The sequence below is a fragment of the Flavobacterium granuli genome (genome assembly GCF_900129705.1).
Taxonomy (GTDB): Bacteria; Bacteroidota; Bacteroidia; order Flavobacteriales; family Flavobacteriaceae; genus Flavobacterium; species Flavobacterium granuli.
This window is the reverse complement of record NZ_FQWO01000006.1, coordinates 17,599-35,152: the sequence shown is the minus strand read 5'-3', so window position 1 is coordinate 35,152 and position 17,554 is coordinate 17,599. Positions and strand designations below refer to the sequence as shown.

18 protein-coding genes and 1 tRNA gene are annotated in these 17,554 nt (G+C 36.8%); 9 read left to right on the top strand and 10 right to left on the bottom strand.

Going from position 1 to position 17,554, the window contains the following annotated elements; translation table 11 throughout:
* Positions 1-148 precede the first annotated feature (148 nt).
* Positions 149-910, bottom strand: coding sequence for a hypothetical protein (locus BUB25_RS09435; RefSeq protein WP_072943472.1), 762 nt, complete (start codon positions 908-910; stop codon positions 149-151).
* A 282-nt stretch (positions 911-1,192) separates the two neighbouring features.
* Between BUB25_RS09435 and asnS the strand changes: the two genes are divergently transcribed.
* A complete protein-coding gene (gene asnS / locus BUB25_RS09430; RefSeq protein WP_072943469.1) occupies positions 1,193-2,626 on the top strand; it encodes an asparagine--tRNA ligase in 1,434 nt (477 codons plus the stop codon).
* A gap of 88 nt (positions 2,627-2,714) precedes the next feature.
* Positions 2,715-4,181, top strand: a complete 1,467-nt coding sequence (gene rpoN / locus BUB25_RS09425) for an RNA polymerase factor sigma-54 (protein WP_072943456.1) — start codon at positions 2,715-2,717, stop codon at positions 4,179-4,181.
* 150 nt (positions 4,182-4,331) lie between these two features.
* Here rpoN and BUB25_RS09420 read toward each other — a convergent pair whose 3' ends face one another.
* Positions 4,332-4,928, bottom strand: a complete 597-nt coding sequence (locus tag BUB25_RS09420) for a thymidine kinase (protein ID WP_072943453.1) — start codon at positions 4,926-4,928, stop codon at positions 4,332-4,334.
* Between the two features lie 230 nt (positions 4,929-5,158).
* Here BUB25_RS09420 and BUB25_RS09415 point away from each other — a divergent pair, with 230 nt between their 5' ends.
* The 6 genes from BUB25_RS09415 (at position 5,159) to BUB25_RS09390 (ending at position 10,747) form a co-directional block, all read left to right on the top strand.
* Positions 5,159-6,217: a hypothetical protein gene (locus BUB25_RS09415; RefSeq protein WP_072943451.1), complete on the top strand. Its 1,059-nt coding sequence runs from the start codon at positions 5,159-5,161 to the stop codon at positions 6,215-6,217.
* A 33-nt stretch (positions 6,218-6,250) separates the two neighbouring features.
* Entirely contained in the window at positions 6,251-6,967 is a 717-nt protein-coding gene (gene rsmI / locus BUB25_RS09410) for a 16S rRNA (cytidine(1402)-2'-O)-methyltransferase (RefSeq protein ID WP_072943448.1), read from the top strand.
* Between the two features lie 10 nt (positions 6,968-6,977).
* Complete coding sequence (locus tag BUB25_RS09405) at positions 6,978-7,322, top strand: HopJ type III effector protein (protein WP_072943445.1); 345 nt, start codon at positions 6,978-6,980, stop codon at positions 7,320-7,322.
* A 33-nt stretch (positions 7,323-7,355) separates the two neighbouring features.
* Positions 7,356-9,044, top strand: coding sequence for a single-stranded-DNA-specific exonuclease RecJ (gene recJ, locus BUB25_RS09400; protein WP_072943442.1), 1,689 nt, complete (start codon positions 7,356-7,358; stop codon positions 9,042-9,044).
* Positions 9,044-10,327 (top strand): MFS transporter, encoded by a 1,284-nt coding sequence (locus BUB25_RS09395; RefSeq protein WP_072943440.1) that lies wholly within the window; start codon positions 9,044-9,046, stop codon positions 10,325-10,327. The genes recJ and BUB25_RS09395 overlap by 1 nt, the downstream gene beginning before the upstream one ends.
* A gap of 63 nt (positions 10,328-10,390) precedes the next feature.
* Positions 10,391-10,747, top strand: coding sequence for a hypothetical protein (locus BUB25_RS09390; protein WP_072943438.1), 357 nt, complete (start codon positions 10,391-10,393; stop codon positions 10,745-10,747).
* Here the strand turns inward: BUB25_RS09390 and BUB25_RS09385 are convergent.
* From BUB25_RS09385 to BUB25_RS09370, 5 genes are all read right to left on the bottom strand, one after another.
* Complete coding sequence (locus tag BUB25_RS09385) at positions 10,744-11,502, bottom strand: UDP-2,3-diacylglucosamine diphosphatase (protein WP_072943435.1); 759 nt, start codon at positions 11,500-11,502, stop codon at positions 10,744-10,746. The genes BUB25_RS09390 and BUB25_RS09385 overlap by 4 nt on opposite strands.
* Positions 11,503-11,525: 23 nt before the next feature.
* The gene (locus BUB25_RS09380; RefSeq protein ID WP_072943822.1) at positions 11,526-11,978 is read right to left on the bottom strand and encodes a 6-pyruvoyl trahydropterin synthase family protein; all 453 of its coding nucleotides are present in this window, start codon (positions 11,976-11,978) and stop codon (positions 11,526-11,528) included.
* Positions 11,979-12,013: 35 nt separating this feature from the next.
* Entirely contained in the window at positions 12,014-12,187 is a 174-nt protein-coding gene (locus BUB25_RS16615) for a hypothetical protein (protein WP_170066884.1), read from the bottom strand.
* A 6-nt stretch (positions 12,188-12,193) separates the two neighbouring features.
* Complete coding sequence (locus tag BUB25_RS09375; protein ID WP_072943432.1) at positions 12,194-12,961, bottom strand: enoyl-CoA hydratase/isomerase family protein; 768 nt, start codon at positions 12,959-12,961, stop codon at positions 12,194-12,196.
* A 172-nt stretch (positions 12,962-13,133) separates the two neighbouring features.
* Positions 13,134-13,207 (bottom strand) — tRNA-Ala (locus BUB25_RS09370).
* 310 nt (positions 13,208-13,517) lie between these two features.
* On the opposite strand from BUB25_RS09370, the gene BUB25_RS09365 reads away from it, so the two are divergent.
* Positions 13,518-14,693, top strand: coding sequence for a dicarboxylate/amino acid:cation symporter (locus tag BUB25_RS09365; protein ID WP_072943430.1), 1,176 nt, complete (start codon positions 13,518-13,520; stop codon positions 14,691-14,693).
* Between the two features lie 52 nt (positions 14,694-14,745).
* Here BUB25_RS09365 and BUB25_RS09360 read toward each other — a convergent pair whose 3' ends face one another.
* Genes BUB25_RS09360 through BUB25_RS09350 form a run of 3 tightly spaced genes read right to left on the bottom strand, consistent with a single transcriptional unit; the run spans position 14,746 to position 17,549 of the window.
* Positions 14,746-15,693: a lipid A deacylase LpxR family protein gene (locus tag BUB25_RS09360; protein WP_072943428.1), complete on the bottom strand. Its 948-nt coding sequence runs from the start codon at positions 15,691-15,693 to the stop codon at positions 14,746-14,748.
* Entirely contained in the window at positions 15,694-16,437 is a 744-nt protein-coding gene (gene mtgA / locus BUB25_RS09355; RefSeq protein WP_072943425.1) for a monofunctional biosynthetic peptidoglycan transglycosylase, read from the bottom strand. It abuts the gene before it with no gap.
* Positions 16,437-17,549, bottom strand: a complete 1,113-nt coding sequence (locus BUB25_RS09350; protein ID WP_072943423.1) for an NAD(P)/FAD-dependent oxidoreductase — start codon at positions 17,547-17,549, stop codon at positions 16,437-16,439. The genes mtgA and BUB25_RS09350 overlap by 1 nt, the downstream gene beginning before the upstream one ends.
* Positions 17,550-17,554: the final 5 nt, after the last annotated feature.

Below are 17,554 nucleotides of genomic sequence, written 5' to 3'. Positions count from 1 at the left end.
TTTAGACAACTATTTATACGAATCTTATCCGTTAACTTGTCCTTCCGACGAAGGAGGAATCTCATAAAAAATGCTTAAGCGTTATAAAACCTTTCTTTTTTCGAAATTGTAAATGGTTAAATATTTTGCCGACGGATATGGTTACTCATCATAATCTTAAAAATTTATATGCGTCCAGATATTTTTTTAATTCACGACTCGGTTTGAAATAGACTAGTTTATTGGTTGGAATATTATTATCTGTTATTTTCTTTTCTATATTCGTGCATTTTAATTGTTTTAATATTGCAATACAATATTCATATTTACTAACTGAATTATACAAACTAATGCAATACCTAGTTTCTTTTTGCTCTCCATAACGAGAATAAGCTCCAATGATAAATGAAATTTTTTGTACGTTGGTTTTAAACAAATTAGCCTTCATTGTTCCAACATAAACAGTATCTTTTGGCTCAGTACTTTTATAATAATCATCCTGCTTTTTCCTCCATTCTTTGTCTTTAGGATCTAAAAAATACTTAAATCCTCCCTCATGCTTAAAATCATAAAAAGAATTCATCTTTTTAGATATTTTTTTTGATCTTAATATATCTTGTACACTATTATATGGATATTGATTTTTTTCAACAACAAATTCAGGGGATTCATCACTATAAATTTTCATAATATATGACATTAATGAAGTTCCTCCTTTGTAATAATTATCAACAAAATCATCATTTTTATACGTTTTCTCCCTACCTAAATAGTCTGACAAAGTTCCAAGTAAAAAATAATCTTTATCTAAAATTAACTCTGGATTTGGCTCCTTCTGCCATTGAAACTCATAAGCAGTTGGATTTTGACTATGAATTAATTGAAAAGCAAATACAATTAGTATTATAAAGAAAATTTTATTTTTTTTCATTTACTTATTAATTTTAAAGCATTATAAAAATAATGAAATAATCTTACAAATAAGATAGCTCTTATTGTTTAAGATAGATTTTCTTTAAAAAATCCTAATTCCACTATTCTCTAGCCCCGATAGCAGCGGCATCCTTTTACTTTTTCCTTTAAAAAGTAAAAGATATAGCGAATAGCGGGAATTAGCTTCTGAAAAATAACTTCAAATCAATTATATTTGCATTTAGTATTACTTGATACCTATTGCTATTGCAAATGGAATCGCAAAAAATCTAAAATAAAAATGAGACATACAAGGGTTAAAGACTTACTGAACAGTACCACGACGCTTCATGAAGTAAATGCAAAAGGATGGGTGCGCACTTTTAGAAACAATCAATTTATCGCTTTAAACGATGGTTCTACCATCAATAATATACAATGTGTTGTCGATTTTGAAAACACCGCCGATGAAACGCTAAAAAGAATCACAACGGGGGCTGCGGTTTCGGTAACAGGAAACTTGGTTGAAAGCAAAGGTGCCGGACAAAAATTTGAGATTCAGGTTACAAAACTGGAAATCCTTGGCGACTCAGATGCGGAGAAATTCCCGATGCAACCAAAGAAACACTCCTTGGAATTCTTGCGTGAAAATGCGCATTTGCGCGTGCGTACCAACGCTTTTGGCGCCATCATGAGAGTACGCTCGGTTTTGTCTTATGCAGTGCATAGTTATTTTCAACAAAAAGGTTTTGTGTATGTAAATACGCCAATCATTACCGGATCGGATGCCGAAGGTGCGGGTGAAATGTTTAAAGTTACCGCTTTGCCATTTGACAACACGCCAAGAACCGAAGACGGAAAGGTAGATTACAAAGAAGATTTCTTTGGAAAAGAGACTAACTTAACGGTTTCGGGACAATTAGAAGGAGAAACTTTTGCAATGGCTTTGGGTCAGATTTATACTTTTGGACCCACTTTTAGAGCTGAAAACTCCAATACTTCGCGTCACTTGGCTGAATTTTGGATGATTGAGCCGGAAGTAGCTTTCAACGATTTGAACGACAACATGGACTTGGCCGAAGATTTTATCCAATACGTGATTAAATACACGATGGAGAAATGTCAGGACGATTTGAAATTCCTGGAAGGAAGATTATTGGAAGAAGAAAAATCAAAACCACAGGCTGAAAGAAGCGAAATGGCTTTATTGGAGAAATTAAACTTCGTCTTAGAAAACAACTTTAAGCGCGTTTCTTATACCGAAGCAATTGACATTTTAAGAAATTCAACGCCAAATAAAAAGAAAAAATTCAACTATATCATTAACGAATGGGGCGCTGATTTACAATCAGAGCACGAGCGTTATTTAGTAGAAAAACATTTTAAATGTCCGGTAATCCTGTTTGATTATCCAGCTAATATCAAAGCATTCTATATGCGTTTGAACGAAGACGGAAAAACAGTTCGTGCCATGGATATCCTTTTCCCCGGAATTGGAGAAATTGTGGGCGGTTCTCAAAGAGAGGAACGTTTTGACGTCTTGGTCGAAAAAATGAAAACTCTGGGAATTGACGAAGAAGAATTATGGTGGTATTTAGATACCCGAAGATTCGGTAGCGCCGTTCACTCCGGTTTCGGACTTGGATTCGAAAGATTGGTTCTTTTCGTAACCGGAATGACAAACATCCGTGACGTAATTCCTTTCCCAAGAACCCCGGGAAGTGCTGAATTTTAAAAAATTGTTTCAGGTTTTAAGTTTCAGGTTGCCTAATATTCTGCAGCCTGAAACTTGAAACATTAAACTAAAACAACAAAAAACATAAATGCTAAAGCAATTCTTAAATTTAAAATTATCCCAGAAATTATCTCCGCAGCAAATTCAGCTGATGAAGTTAATTCAATTGCCCACGCAAGCCTTTGAACAGCGTTTGATTGAAGAGATGAATGAAAATCCGGCTCTAGAAGCAGGAAAAGAAGAAGATGATTACGAAAAAGACGAGTTTGAGAACGAAGATTACGATGATTATGATGATGCCGAATCAGATCGAATTGAAGCCGATGACATCAATATTGACGAGTATTTAAGTAGTGATGATACGCCTGATTACAAAACACAAGCCAACAATTACAGCGATGATGACGAAAATCATGAATCTCCGCTAGCAGCTCCTATCAGTTTTCATCAGGATTTAATCAATCAATTAAATACCTTTATCCTTAGCGATGCAGAGCGTGATATCGCCGAATTCCTGGTAGGAAGTATTGATGACATGGGTTACATCCGCAGAAGCATTCCAGACATAGTTGACGACATGGCTTTTACCCAAGCAATCTATACTGATGAAGCTACGGTAGAAAGAATGCTCCATGTTATCCACGAACTGGAACCTTCGGGTGTGGGCGCACGCGATTTACAGGAATGTTTGTTGCTGCAATTGAAACACAAAACGCCTACTGAATCTGTAGCATTGGCAACCGATATTATCGAAAATCAGTTTGATGCTTTCACAAAAAAGCATTACGACAAACTCATTCAAAAATATAATATTTCGAATGAACAGCTTAAAAAAGCGATTCATGAAATCGAAAAACTCAATCCAAAACCAGGTGGCGCTTTTAGCGGAAACAATAAAGTAACTGAAAATGTGGTTCCCGATTTTGCCATTCGAATTGTTGACGGCGAACTGGAATTAACTTTGAACGGAAGGAATGCGCCTTCGCTGCATGTCTCTAAAGACTATCAGGAAATGATGCAAACCTATAAGGATTCTAAAGACAAATCTTCAGCACAAAAAGACGCTGTACAGTTTATAAAGCAAAAACTGGATTCGGCAAAATGGTTTATCGACGCAATACGTCAACGTCAGGAAACACTTTTTGTAACCATGAATGCCATTATGCATTATCAGGAAGAATACTTTTTAGACGGCGACGAAACCAAGTTGAAACCGATGATCCTGAAAGACATAGCCGATCTTGTTGGACTGGATATTTCTACGGTTTCCCGAGTGGCCAACAGTAAATATGTGGAAACACCTTATGGAACGAAATTGATAAAAGAATTCTTTTCGGAAGCAATGAAAAACGATCAAGGCGAAGATGTCTCTACGTTGGAAATCAAGAAAATTCTTCAAAACATCATAGAAGACGAAGACAAGAAAAAACCACTTCCTGACGATCAACTAGCTGAACTGCTAAAAGAAAAAGGCTATCCTATTGCCAGAAGAACCATTGCTAAATACAGAGAACAACTGGATATTCCTGTGGCGAGAATGAGAAAGAAGATATAGTTTTACGTCTTTGTCAAAATTTTTACAACCATTAAGAGATTGAGATTCATTAAGTTTTGACTTAATTTTCTAAATCTCTTAATGGTTTTTTAGCTTTTATAAAAAAAGGAAAAACAATGTCTTTCCTTTTTTTATATTTCATTTTATGAATTACTTCTTTCCCTCCTGATCTTTTCGCATCGCATGATAAAAAGCGGCACGACTCAATGGCTCGTATTCTTCGGTTTCACCCAGCATGACGAGTTTATCATTGTCGGTTTTTCTAAAACTATAATTGGCCAAATTTCCGGTGCGCGTGCACACGGCGTGGACCTTGGTCACATATTCGGCAGTGGCCATCAATGCAGGCATGGGACCGAAAGGATTTCCTTTGAAGTCCATATCCAATCCCGCCACAATTACGCGAATTCCCTGATTGGCCAGATCGTTGCAAACTCTTATAATCTCATCGTCAAAAAACTGTGCCTCGTCAATCCCAACCACATCACAACCTTGGGCCAAAATGGCAATATTAGCCGCCGCAGGAACTGCCGTAGAACGAATTTCATTGGCATCATGCGACACCACCATATCATCGTGATAACGGGTATCAATTTCTGGCTTGAAAATTTCCACTTTTTGCTTGGCAAACTGGGCTCTTTTCAGTCGTCGGATTAATTCTTCGGTTTTACCCGAAAACATCGAACCGCAAATGACTTCTATCCAGCCAAATTGCTCTTTGTGATTTACTGTATTTTCGAGAAACATTTTGTATTTTTCTAACTTAAAAAATGAATAGTTTTTATTACTTTGTACTGTAATAAACCGACTAGGATTTTATACTTTTACATGGTCTCAAAAGTAGAAAATTTTTATCAATTCGAAGATTTGTGGAGACTTAATTAAAAATTAAATGTTGCCTCCAAAGGAATCTCACTTCCTTACGCATAATACAGAACAACAAAGAAATACACCATAGATACTATAATTTAAACGTTATGAAAAAAAAATTGGAAGCCGATTTAATCAGCATTGCACACAGAATATTACAACTTAAGAATAAATCTGACATCAACCAATTGTATTTGGAAACTCAAAAATTATATGAAAAACTGTCTGTCTTACGTTTTGTGGACGCGCATTATGGCGAAGTAAAACCTACCATTGGCTATGCCGAAATTGAAAAAGAAATCGAATCTTTTTATGACAATGAATCCGAAATTGTTGTAGCTACTATTGAAACTCCCGAAATCAATTTGGCTCCTGAAGCTCCAATCGAAGAAACTTTCGAAAAAGAGGCCGTTGTAGCCGAAATGAAGGAAAGAGATCTGGAAATTGAAAAAGAAGAAGTTCCGACAGAAGAAGCTATTGAAGCAGACAGCTCGAAAAAACCTTTAGATACCGAAGAAACTTTAGCGAAAGAAAAGAAAAATATTGACAAAACAATCGACAACGATGAAGAAATAGATGCCGTAGAATTATCAAATGAAGAGAGCCTTCTTGCTGATGAAACGGATGAAGATACTGAAAAAGAAGACGAAATAATTGAAGAAACTCCCGCAGAAGTTAATTCCACTTTTGAAGTATCAGAAGAAATAAAAACTCCTGCAAAACCGGAGGCGGTACAAATCTCATTTGAAGATATATTAGGCGGAAATTACAACAACACTCTTTTTGTAAAAGTGGATGATGTGCCTGCTGCTGCTCCAACACCTGTCTTTGAACCAGTGAAAGAAACTGTTTTGGAACAAAAAGTTGCAGATCAAATTATTGAAAACAAATCTGAAAAGGCAGAACCAAAGTCTCTGTCTTTAAATGAAAAGCTTGCTAAAGGAATCAACATTGATCTGAATGACCAAATTGCGTTCGTAAAACACCTTTTTGGAAACAGTAATGAGGATTACAACCGCGTGCTGAATCAACTAATTACGTTTGACAACTTTTATGAAACAAGAAATTTCATAGAAGAAATGGTAAAACCGGATTACAACAACTGGGAAGGAAAAGCCGATTACGAAGAGCGTTTCATGGATATTATAGAAAAAAAATTCCTTTAAAAACAATAGCTGAAGCTCAACGCCAACGTATTTATGTCAAAATTATACATCGTTCCCACGCCAATAGGCAATCTTGAAGACATGACCTTTAGAGCCATCCGGATTCTAAAAGAGGTCGACTTGATTCTTGCCGAAGACACCCGTACCAGCGGTAAACTTTTGAAGCATTTCGAAATTGGCACGCACATGCACAGCCACCACATGCACAACGAGCACAAAACGATAGAGAATTTAATTTCCCGATTAAAAGGCGGCGAAACTATCGCTTTAATTTCTGATGCCGGAACTCCAGCGATTTCTGATCCTGGTTTTTTACTGACTCGTGCTTGCGTAGAACATGGAATTGCTGTTGAATGCCTGCCCGGTGCCACTGCCTTCGTCCCTGCTTTGGTAAACAGCGGGCTGCCCAATGACAAATTTATCTTTGAAGGTTTTTTACCCGAAAAGAAAGGACGTCAAACTCGTTACTTAGAACTTGCCGAAGAAACCAGAACGATGATTCTCTATGTTTCTCCTCATAAATTAGTAAAGACCTTGGCTGAATTCATCACTTATTTTGGCGAAGACCGACAAATTTGCGTTTCGAGAGAACTCTCTAAATTACACGAAGAAAACCGAAGAGGAACCGCCAAAGAAGTTTTGGCTCACTTTGAGAAAACGGCTCCACGCGGAGAAATTGTCGTTGTGGTGGCCGGAAAAACAATAACAAAAGAACCTAAGAAAAGTAAATTTTCAAAGGACGAAGAATAAAACTAAAAACATGACAATCGAAGCCTTTTTAGAGAAACTAAAACAAACTCCAGAAACAATAGCATTTACTGACACCATGGCTACAGTTGAAGAAAATTATATTTTTACACCAACTGCTTTTCAAAACGGAAATCAAGCAAATGCTGCTGGCGAAAACTCCGGCTCTTGCAAATTATTTGCTTTCGCCAAATTACAAAATCTATCTCAAGATGAAACTTTAGCTTGTTTTGGCGCTTATTATTATGAAGATGTTTTAAAAAACCCAACAGCAACAGATCATCAAAATATTCGAAATTTTATGATTCACAGCTGGGACGGAATTAAATTTGAAGGAGAAGCTTTAAAGTTGAAATAAAATAGCAACTAATAAAACTTTAAACAAAAAACAATGCGCTGGACCCTTAAACCCAAACCTTCCGAAGACAAAGTAAAGCATTTGGCGCAAGCCTTAAATGTCGAAGATTTTGTGGCTACTTTATTAGTTCAGCGCGGTATTGAAACATTCGAACAAGCCAAAGCTTTTTTCAGACCTTCATTAGACCATTTACATGATCCTTACTTGATGAAAGACATGAATAAGGCGGTCGACCGAATTGAGAAAGCAATTAAAAATCAGGAACGCATTCTCGTTTTTGGTGATTATGATGTTGATGGAACCACCGCAGTTTCACTCGTTTCTTCTTATTTAAAAACCTATTATCCCCATGTTGCGACCTATATCCCGGATCGTTATGACGAAGGTTATGGCGTTTCATTCAAAGGAATTGACTTTGCCGATGATAATGGTTTTTCCTTAATCATAGCTCTGGATTGCGGTATAAAATCGATTGATCATGTGGCTTACGCCAAAGACAAAAATATCGATTTTATCATTTGTGATCACCACAGACCTGGAGACTCACTGCCCGAAGCCGTTGCTGTATTAGACCCCAAAAGAAAGGATTGCAACTATCCTTATGACGAATTGTGTGGTTGCGGAATTGGTTTTAAACTGATTCAGGCTTTAGGTTCGAACAGAAATCAAACCATCACCGATTTAGTTCCTTATTTAGACTTAGTTGCCGCCGCCATTGCCGCCGATCTTGTTCCGATGACCGGAGAAAACAGAGTGCTGGCTTATTTTGGATTGCAAGTAATCAATAGTAATCCAAGACCGGGAATTAAAGCGTTGATTCATCAAATAAAGAAACAGACTTTAGATATTACCGATGTCGTTTTTATTATCGCTCCCCGAATTAATGCCGCCGGACGTATCAAACATGGCATTCATGCCGTGGAATTGTTGACCGAATTTGATTTCGAACAAGCGCAACAATTTGCATCAGAAATAGAAAAATACAACTCAGACCGAAAAGATCTGGACAAACATATAACCAAAGAGGCTTTTCAGCAAATTGAAAAAAATCAGGAGCAAGAGCGATTTACAACGGTGGTTTATCAAGAAGATTGGCACAAAGGCGTTATTGGTATTGTCGCCTCCCGATTGATTGAAACCTACTACCGTCCTACGCTGGTTTTCACCAAAAGTGGCGACAAATATGCTGCCTCGGCGCGTTCCGTAAAAGGTTTTGATGTGTATAATGCACTCGAAGCCTGTTCACAACATTTGGAGCAATTTGGCGGACACATGTATGCTGCCGGAATGACATTGAAAGAGGAAAATTATTCGATTTTCAAAGAAGCTTTTGAGAAACAGGTTCAAGAAACCATTCATCCCGATTTGCTTACGCCCGAGATCGAGATTGATGCCGAAATCAATTTTTCAGACATAACTCCAAAACTCATTCGAATCCTGAAACAATTTGAACCTTTTGGCCCACAAAACATGACGCCGGTTTTCTTGACCAAAAATGTAAAAGATACGGGTTATGGCAAAAAAATAGGTGGAGAAGAGGAACATTTAAAGCTTTTTCTAAAACAGAACGGTTCCGAAGGAATTCCTGCAATCGGTTTTGGCTTAGGAAACAAAATTGATCTTACCAGTGATCAAAAACCATTTCAAACGGCGTATAGTATTGATGAAAATGAATGGAACGGCAAAGTTTCTGTCCAATTAAGATTAAAAAGTATCCAATAATGAATTCAGACAAGATTAAGAAAAAAGACCCCTATGCCGCTTTGCGTTATAAAGAATTCAATACATTCTTATTATTGCGTTTTGCAATGGTTTTTGCCTGGTCTATGCAATTCATCATTATCGAATGGCAGGTGTACAGCATTACCAAAGATCCGCTTTCACTGGGAATCATAGGATTGATGGAGGTCATACCCGCTATTTCATTGGCCTTGTTTGCCGGTCACGTTGTGGATCAAAAAGAAAAAAAAGGGCTTTTACTGAAATGCATTCTGGCTTTTTCGATAATTAGTTTTGGGCTGTTTTTATTGACTTGGCCAGCTGTGGTGAGTGATTTTTCGACAAAAACCATTTTGTATTCTATTTATTTTTTGGTTTTTCTGGGCGGATTAGTCAGAGCCTTTCTTGGCCCGACTATTTTTTCGCTGCTGGCCTTACTCGTTCCCAAAAAAGTCTATCCCAACGCAGCCACCTGGAGCAGTTCAGTCTGGCAAATTGCCTCGGTTGTGGGACCAGCTGTCGCCGGATTTTCAATTACCCTCATCGGAGTACATTGGTCGTTGTGTACGGTTTTTGCCTGTTCCATTTTTGCCTTACTCGCTTTATCGCAGATTGAAAAAAAGCCTATTTTAAATCCAAAAATTGGCGAACCTGTCATGCAAAGTTTGTCCGAAGGAATTAAATTTGTCTTTAACAACAAGACTGTTTTAGGCGCCATAACATTAGACATGGTAGCGGTACTTTTTGGAGGAGCAGTTGCATTATTACCTATTTTTGCCCAAGACATTTTAAAAGTAGGACCGGAAGGATTCGGATTTCTAAGGGCAGCGCCAGCCGTTGGTGCTTTTTTGACGATGATTATTACAGCTTATATTCCTGTGAGTAAAAACGCAGGAATGAAACTGCTATCGGCCATATTTGCTTTTGGAATCTGCATTATCGTTTTTGGGCTTTCGACTATTTTTTGGGTATCGCTGATTGCTTTATTTTTAAGCGGTGTATTCGATGGCATTTCGGTAGTTATTCGTCAAACGATTCTACAATTAAAAACACCCGATCATATGCGCGGCAGAGTCTCGGCAGTAAACTCGATGTTTGTAGGGTCTTCAAATGAATTAGGCGCTTTTGAAAGTGGCTTAACCGCAAAAATAATGGGAACTGTTACTGCAGTAGTCTTTGGCGGAAGCATGACGCTCTTTGTGGTATTGACTACAGGGATTGTCTCTCCTTCGTTCAGAAAGCTGGATTTGACAAAAGATCTCGAAGAACACGAGAATCAGGAGTAATTTCAAATCCTTTATTTAGAATAATTACAAATAATTCTTATATTTGTTTCAAACATTTTTCAAATGAAAGAAATCAAACAAATATATTATAACGATTCCGGAACTTCATTTTACTGGAGAAAACAGAATGAAGTAATCATTGACAAAGTACAATTGATTTTCAGAGAAACTGGATTTTATTTTAGTAGACTTGAACTCGAGCAATTTAAACGCTGCATTGAAGAAAGCTTTACACTAAACAAATGCTGCGATGACTGTTCCCTAAAAAACGAATGCCATAAGTTTTTACTGAAAACACCCTGTCTTCAAATTGATCTGGCCGTTTCCATGCAAGAATTAACTGCCGTCAAAGACTTAGTCGAAGGCACTTTGTTTAAAATTAATTTGAATGATTATTTGTTTGGGGTGGGAATGAATTAATTCTCGAAATTCATAATTTCAAAATTCTCTCCGTCAAAAACCCCATAAGTAAAATAGCTGATCCAGTCGCCCAGATTGACGTATTCTGAATTTTCGCCAACCGTAATTTTCATAGGTAAATGACGGTGCCCAAAAACGAGGTAATTGTAGTGTTTGGTTTCTAATTTTCTTTTGGAATACAAAATCAGCCATTCGTTGTCTTCACCAAGGAATTTAACGTCTTCGGCACCAGAAATGAGTTTATTTTTCACCGAAAGATATTGTGCCAAGCGAACCCCAACATCCGGATGAAGCCATCTGAAAAGCCATTTTGAAAATGGATTGGTGAATACTTTTTTCATCCGTTTGTAACCCATGTCGCCCGGACCTTTTCCGTCACCGTGACCAATAAGGAACGTTTTATCTCCAAAAGTGAATTCTTTGTTATCGTGGTAAACCGGAATATTTAATTCTTTCTGAAAATAATCTTCCATCCACAAATCATGGTTTCCAACGAAAAAATAAATAGGAATTCCGCTGTCGCGAATTTCGGCCAGTTTGCCTAAAACACGAACAAATCCTTTAGGAACCACTGATTTGTATTCGAACCAAAAATCGAACAAATCTCCTAATAAAAAAATAGCTTCGGCATCTTGTTTTATTTCATCAAGCCAAGCCACGAATCGCTGTTCTCTGGGAAAACTCAGTTCCGCTGTAGGCGCACCAAAATGCTGATCGGAGGCAAAATATACTTTTTTATTATTGGCTAATTGCATGAAATTGAAAGATCAAAATTGAATTATAAATTATCGCTGGCGTACCATTCTGCAAAAGAAGATTCCGTTTCCTGCAGTTTTAAAGAGAAAAGACGGATGTTTTCTGGCAATCTGCTCATGATTCTTTTTGAAAAATCGATAACCATATTCTCGCTTGTAGGCTGATAATCTACCAGAATAACATGGTGCCCGCGGTTTTTTAATTCTTCGGCCAATTCAACATGAGGAGTTGTTTCGTTAAAAACAGTGGCATGATCAAATTGATCCACAATTTCTTCTTTTACAATTTTTTTCAAGTCGGTGAAATCGATAACCATTCCAAATTTCACGTCATTTCTATTCTCTATGGGGCTTCCGATAACGGTTACTGACAATTTATAACTATGCCCGTGAACATTTTTACATTTGCCATCATAACCATATAAGGCATGACCGGTTTCGAAACTAAATTTTTTTGTAATCCTGATATTGCTCATTGCCATCTAATTTTGAATGCAAATTTAGTGAATAATTAACCGTTTTTGTCTCTTTTTTTTGCAGAAGCATACATCCAATAAGCCAAGCCCACTAAAACCACAAACGGAATAAAGGACCCAATAAGAACTCCCATCTGGTAACTGCGGTCAGTAGCATTTTTTAATTTTTCTTCAATATTTACTTGCTGAACAAGTGCTATAAGCTTCATTTATTTTTATTTTTTAAATTGATTTAATGCCTCTCTGGTAAAATCAGACAGTACTAATTTTCCCGAAATTGCCGCTCTTTCTAACAGCAATGTTTCCCAATTCTCAGTTCCTTCCCAAAAAACCTTTTTCATTTCGGCCAAGGCCTCAGGATTATAAGTAGCCAGCTTAGTGCAAAAATTAGCTAATGCGCTGTCAAGATCCCCTACATTTTCATAAATCTCCGCATAAAGTCCTTTCTCTTTGGCCCATTCGGCCGTTTTCCAATTTTGAGCTTCCAAGCTCATCTCGGCCATGGCTGTTTTTCCTATTTTTCTAGAAACCGCCGGCTCAATAACAAAAGGACCTATTCCTATCGCTAACTCCGATAATTTGATCGAAGCGTTCTTACTGGCAAAAACATAATCACAGGCCGAGGCTATTCCAACGCCACCGCCAACTGTTTTTCCATGTATACGTCCTACAATTATTTTTCTGCAACGGCGCATCGCATTAATCAAATGCGCAAATCCAGAGAAAAAATGCCTACCTTCTTCCAGATTAGTCACCGCCAGAAGTTCATCAAAAGAAGCTCCGGCACAAAAAGCCCCTGAACCTTCGCTTTTCAAAACAATTACAGAAACAGCTTCGTTATCACTAATTTTATTTAATTCAGTCGTCAAAAGATCCAATAAATGACGCGGAAACGAATTGCTGGCCGGATGTGTAAATTGAATTGTTGCTACTTTATTGTCGATAGAAGTCGTAAGCGAACCATTTGAATTTTGTGAAGTCATTAGATAAGTTTTGATGTAAAGTTAAAAATATTCAGATTAAAGACCTCCTTTTTGAAAGATTTGGCTGTAGTTTTTTCAACGAAGTATTCCTTCGTTTTTGAATTTAATCCTTGTTTAAACTCCTAAAATAAAAAAAGGCTCTGCATTGCTGCAAAGCCTTTGTTTTACTGAGTGGAGAATACCGGATTCGAACCGGTCACCTCTTGCCTGCCAGGCAAGCGCTCTAGCCAAATGAGCTAATCCCCCAATTATGCCGCAAATATAATATAATAATGGATTAAAACTAAAAATATGTGACAAAAAAGAAATAATGTGGTCTCTTAATTATTCCAACCAAATATTTCCATAAAGATAAGAACACTTTTCTTTAAAATAATCTCTTACAAAAAATCAATTAGGCATAACAAACCATTAATATACTAAGGTTTAAGAATGTTAATTATGAAAAAAATGGAATCATAGCGCGCTTGTTCTCAACATTGGCTGTATATTCGCCAACTTAAAAAAAACAATCTACATTAAAGCCTTTACCGTTTTTTACTAATTAGCACATATTATGAAGCATATATTTTCGAACTTACTCTTTAAAGTTTTTCTTGCCATTGTCCTAGGTATTGTTTTCGGACTGTATTTACCGGAATCGATAAACAGAATATTTACAACATTTAATGCTTTTTTTGGGCAGTTTTTAAATTTCTCTATTCCTTTAATCATAATGGGATTAATAATGCCGGCGATTTCCGATTTAGGAAAAGGCGCTGGTAAATTACTTTTGCTTACCGCTGCTATAGCCTATGCTTCGACATTATTTTCGGGCTTTATGACCTATTTTGCCGCTTCAGGTATATTTCCTCAACTTTTAGAATCTCATGTAAATAATGTAGCTCAAATTGGAAGTTCAGCTCCGGAATTGGCACCGTATTTTAGCATTAGCATTCCACCTGCTCTAGATGTTATGACCTCTTTAGTTTTCGCTTTTGTTATTGGCCTGGGACTATCCTATCAAGAAAAATCAAGCCTAAAATTAGTAGTCAAAGATTTTGAAAAGATTATAATGCAATTGATAGAAAACGTAATTGTTCCCCTATTGCCATTATTCATATTGGGTATCTTTGCAAGTATGTCTTTTAGCGGAAAGGTATTTTCAATTCTTTCTGTGTTTATAAATATAATCGGGATAATCTTTGCTTTACACCTTATATTGTTACTTCTTCAATACACTGTTGCCGGTGTGCTTACAAAGAAGAATCCATTTAAATTATTACTTACAATGATGCCGGCTTATTTCACTGCATTGGGCACACAATCTTCTGCAGCTACTATTCCGGTTACCTTAGAGCAAACTTTAAAAAATGGTGTTTCAGAAAAAATTGCAGGGTTTGTAATTCCGTTATGTGCGACCATTCATTTATCCGGAAGTATTATGAAAATTACTGCCTGTGCAATGGCGCTTATGATTTTACAAGGAATGCCCTTTGATTTTACCCTCTTTGCCGGTTTTATATTTATGTTAGGCATTACAATGGTTGCGGCTCCGGGTGTTCCTGGGGGAGCAATTATGGCTGCGGTAGGAATTTTGCAATCAGCACTGGGATTTAACGAAGAAATGATAGGACTAATGATTGCTTTATACATTGCAATGGATAGTTTTGGAACCGCGTGTAATGTGACGGGGGATGGTGCGATTGCTTTGATTATGGACAAAATAACCAAAGAAAATGTGGTTTCTTAATTCTAATTTTCCCTTACAAACTAACATTAATCGCGATTAGCTTAACACCGCATTAGTCAAACAAATAGGAAATTCCAATTGATCCATAAAAATATCCCGTATTAACATCATGTTTTAATTCCTTTCCTTTGTAAATAAAGGCGTAGGACAAATTGAGGTTATTTTTTTGATATTTCAAACCTGCTTCACCATTAAACCGAAAAGGTATTAAATCATAAGTCACCGGACTTTTATCATTAAAAAGACTTCCTTGAATTGTCACATCGTACAATTGAAAGTTAATACTCGGCATAATATAAAAATAGAACTCACTCTTGATTTGGCGAGCATCTTTATTGGCAGAAGCTCCATAAAAATTAGAATCATAAATAGGTACTAATTTTTTGAAGCCTATTCGAGTCAAAAATCCTGTCGAGATTCCTGTAAATGCTATTCCCAAATCAGTCTTTGTTTGGGAATAAAAATCAATAACGGGCGTATCTTGCTCTGAAAATATTTTTTTGGAAAACAAAAAATGAGACTGTATTACTATTGCATTCCTAATTTGGTGTTTCCAGCCTTCTACCGACTCATAATTAAAAAAATAATGGAATCCTCTTTGCATTTCTTCGGCAAATGAATTAGAACCAATAAATCCTAATCGAACATCCACCTTAAGCAGGGAGTGATTCTCATAAAAGAAAGATTTTCCGGCTCCGGCAAAAAGATAACCGGCAAAGGGGCGATCGTTTTTTTCAATTGGTTCTGATTTGATACTTCTGGGATTAAAAATATATTGTCCCACTCTAAATTCCGAAATTGTTTTATGGATTTTCGGTCCCTTCTCTTTGGCTAAATGCCTATAAAAAACCTCCAAACCATTAGTATAATACATATCATTCTTAGAAGAAGTATACAAATCATTATCCGTTACAATCCCTATTTCTATCGTTTTTGCCTGACCCAAAGCAAGGCTGGAAACCAATAGTATCAAGAAGCAAAGGACTTTTTTAAATGCCATCTAATAATTGATTTTTCCAACCGTTCTCATGATCCGAACAATTTTGGCCTTTCTATTATTGATATAAGTTGAAGAGCTAGTTGCTCTATATTTTCTTGGACTGGGCAAAATTGCAGCTATTCCGGCAGCTTGCATTGGTGTAAGATTAGCAGCGTCTTTGCGGTACCAATGTTCAGCAGCAGCCTGAGCACCGTATATCCCATCGCCCATTTCGATACTATTCAGATACACTTCCATGATGCGCTCTTTGCCCCAAATCAATTCGATTAAAACCGTAAAATAAGCCTCTAATCCTTTTCTCAGGTAACTTCGTCCCTGCCATAAGAATACATTTTTGGCTGTTTGTTGCGAAATAGTACTTCCGCCTTTTATCCTGCGCCCTCTTTCATTATTTTTATAGGCCTTTTGCAGCGCTTTAAAATCAAAACCATTATGAGTCAAAAAAGTCCCGTCCTCGCTGGCGATTACGGCTTTTTGTAAATTAACCGAGATGTTCTCCAAAGGTTCCCAGTTGTGATTAAAGTACACTTCTTTACCGGCAGTTTTATTTTCAATGGCACGAATAACCATCAAAGGTGTAAAGGGAACCGGCACAAATTTATACAGCACCACAAAAAACAAAGAGAGTCCGAAGAACCATAAAACCATTTTAAATAAAAACCGACTTAACTTACTCATAAAGCCAGTTGTTTCTTTTTTAATTGGTTTTTTAGTGGGTTTCTTTTGTGTAATTTTTGTTGCCATTATACTAAATCTGCTAATTCTGTTCCTATTAAACTTCCTATTGCCACTCCCATACCGCCTAATCGTACTCCACAATACACATTTTCTGATAATTGCGAAACTACAGGACTCTTACTAGCGCCAATACCCATGATACCGCTCCAGCGATGGGCAATTTTAAAATCTCTATTGGGCAAAATTACTTCTTTTAATAATTGTTCCAATTTATTTTGAATAATTTCTGTTTGTGCCAACACAGTGGTTGTTTCTCCTTCAAAATCAAGGTTTCTTCCTCCACCCAGCAATATTCTATCGCCAATATTTCTAAAATAATAATAGCCTCGATCCAAATGGAAAGTCCCTTTTATCCCTAAATTCTGAATAGGCTCCGTAATTAAAACCTGGGCTCTGGCTGGCTTCACTGCTCCATTGGTTAACACATCAGCAAAACCATTAGTGGCAAATAAAACTTTTTTTGTCCTAAAACTAAAATCATCCAGCGCTATTTCGACCTCATTGCCTTTGTCCAAAAAAGAAGTTACTGTCTGTTGATTTAAAATTAATATATCTTCAGAAACAGCTTGCCTTAACAAGGCTTGCATCATATTTCCAGTGTCGATTTGTGCTTCAAAAGGGTTAAAAATTAAATTTTCACGAATATCGTTGAAACCAAAATGATTTCCTTCTTTCGCAAACACATCAGTGTTAAAGAGCGGTTTTAAAATTTCATTTATGTATGATAATTTATTGATACAGTGATCATAACAATCAGTATCTTCCTTTAAAAATAATTCATAACCGCCATAGGATTTAAAATCTATAGCCGTATCACCAAGTCGGTTTCGCAATAATTGAAGGCCTTGCCAGCGCTTTTGAACAAGATTGAAAACTTCCTCTTCTGAATGCGATTTTAAATCCTCTATAATTTCCGAAATACTTCCGAAACAGGCAAAACCCGCATTTTTAGTACTTGCACCCTGTGGCAGCATTCCTTTTTCGAGCACCAGTATTTTACTTTTTGGAAATTTCTCTCGCAAACGCAAAGCTGCATGCAAACCTACAATACCGCTTCCTACGACGGTGTAATCCACATCAGTGAACCAATTTTTTAATTCCCAATAACTTAGTTGCATCTGAT

Bases quoted from the DNA above. Each gene is read 5' to 3' on its own strand.
- BUB25_RS09365 (WP_072943430.1), top strand. From the start codon at position 13,518: ATGAAGCATATATTTTCGAACTTACTCTTTAAAGTTTTTCTTGCCATT.
- BUB25_RS09380 (WP_072943822.1), bottom strand. From the start codon at position 11,978: ATGAGCAATATCAGGATTACAAAAAAATTTAGTTTCGAAACCGGTCAT.
- asnS (WP_072943469.1), top strand. From the start codon at position 1,193: ATGAGACATACAAGGGTTAAAGACTTACTGAACAGTACCACGACGCTT.
- BUB25_RS09420 (WP_072943453.1), bottom strand. From the start codon at position 4,928: ATGTTTCTCGAAAATACAGTAAATCACAAAGAGCAATTTGGCTGGATA.
- BUB25_RS09390 (WP_072943438.1), top strand. From the start codon at position 10,391: ATGAAAGAAATCAAACAAATATATTATAACGATTCCGGAACTTCATTT.
- BUB25_RS16615 (WP_170066884.1), bottom strand. From the start codon at position 12,187: ATGAAGCTTATAGCACTTGTTCAGCAAGTAAATATTGAAGAAAAATTA.
- mtgA (WP_072943425.1), bottom strand. From the start codon at position 16,437: ATGGCAACAAAAATTACACAAAAGAAACCCACTAAAAAACCAATTAAA.
- BUB25_RS09375 (WP_072943432.1), bottom strand. From the start codon at position 12,961: ATGACTTCACAAAATTCAAATGGTTCGCTTACGACTTCTATCGACAAT.
- BUB25_RS09385 (WP_072943435.1), bottom strand. From the start codon at position 11,502: ATGCAATTAGCCAATAATAAAAAAGTATATTTTGCCTCCGATCAGCAT.
- BUB25_RS09435 (WP_072943472.1), bottom strand. From the start codon at position 910: ATGAAAAAAAATAAAATTTTCTTTATAATACTAATTGTATTTGCTTTT.
- recJ (WP_072943442.1), top strand. From the start codon at position 7,356: ATGCGCTGGACCCTTAAACCCAAACCTTCCGAAGACAAAGTAAAGCAT.
- rsmI (WP_072943448.1), top strand. From the start codon at position 6,251: ATGTCAAAATTATACATCGTTCCCACGCCAATAGGCAATCTTGAAGAC.
- rpoN (WP_072943456.1), top strand. From the start codon at position 2,715: ATGCTAAAGCAATTCTTAAATTTAAAATTATCCCAGAAATTATCTCCG.
- BUB25_RS09350 (WP_072943423.1), bottom strand. From the start codon at position 17,549: ATGCAACTAAGTTATTGGGAATTAAAAAATTGGTTCACTGATGTGGAT.
- BUB25_RS09415 (WP_072943451.1), top strand. From the start codon at position 5,159: ATGAAAAAAAAATTGGAAGCCGATTTAATCAGCATTGCACACAGAATA.
- BUB25_RS09405 (WP_072943445.1), top strand. From the start codon at position 6,978: ATGACAATCGAAGCCTTTTTAGAGAAACTAAAACAAACTCCAGAAACA.
- BUB25_RS09360 (WP_072943428.1), bottom strand. From the start codon at position 15,693: ATGGCATTTAAAAAAGTCCTTTGCTTCTTGATACTATTGGTTTCCAGC.
- BUB25_RS09395 (WP_072943440.1), top strand. From the start codon at position 9,044: ATGAATTCAGACAAGATTAAGAAAAAAGACCCCTATGCCGCTTTGCGT.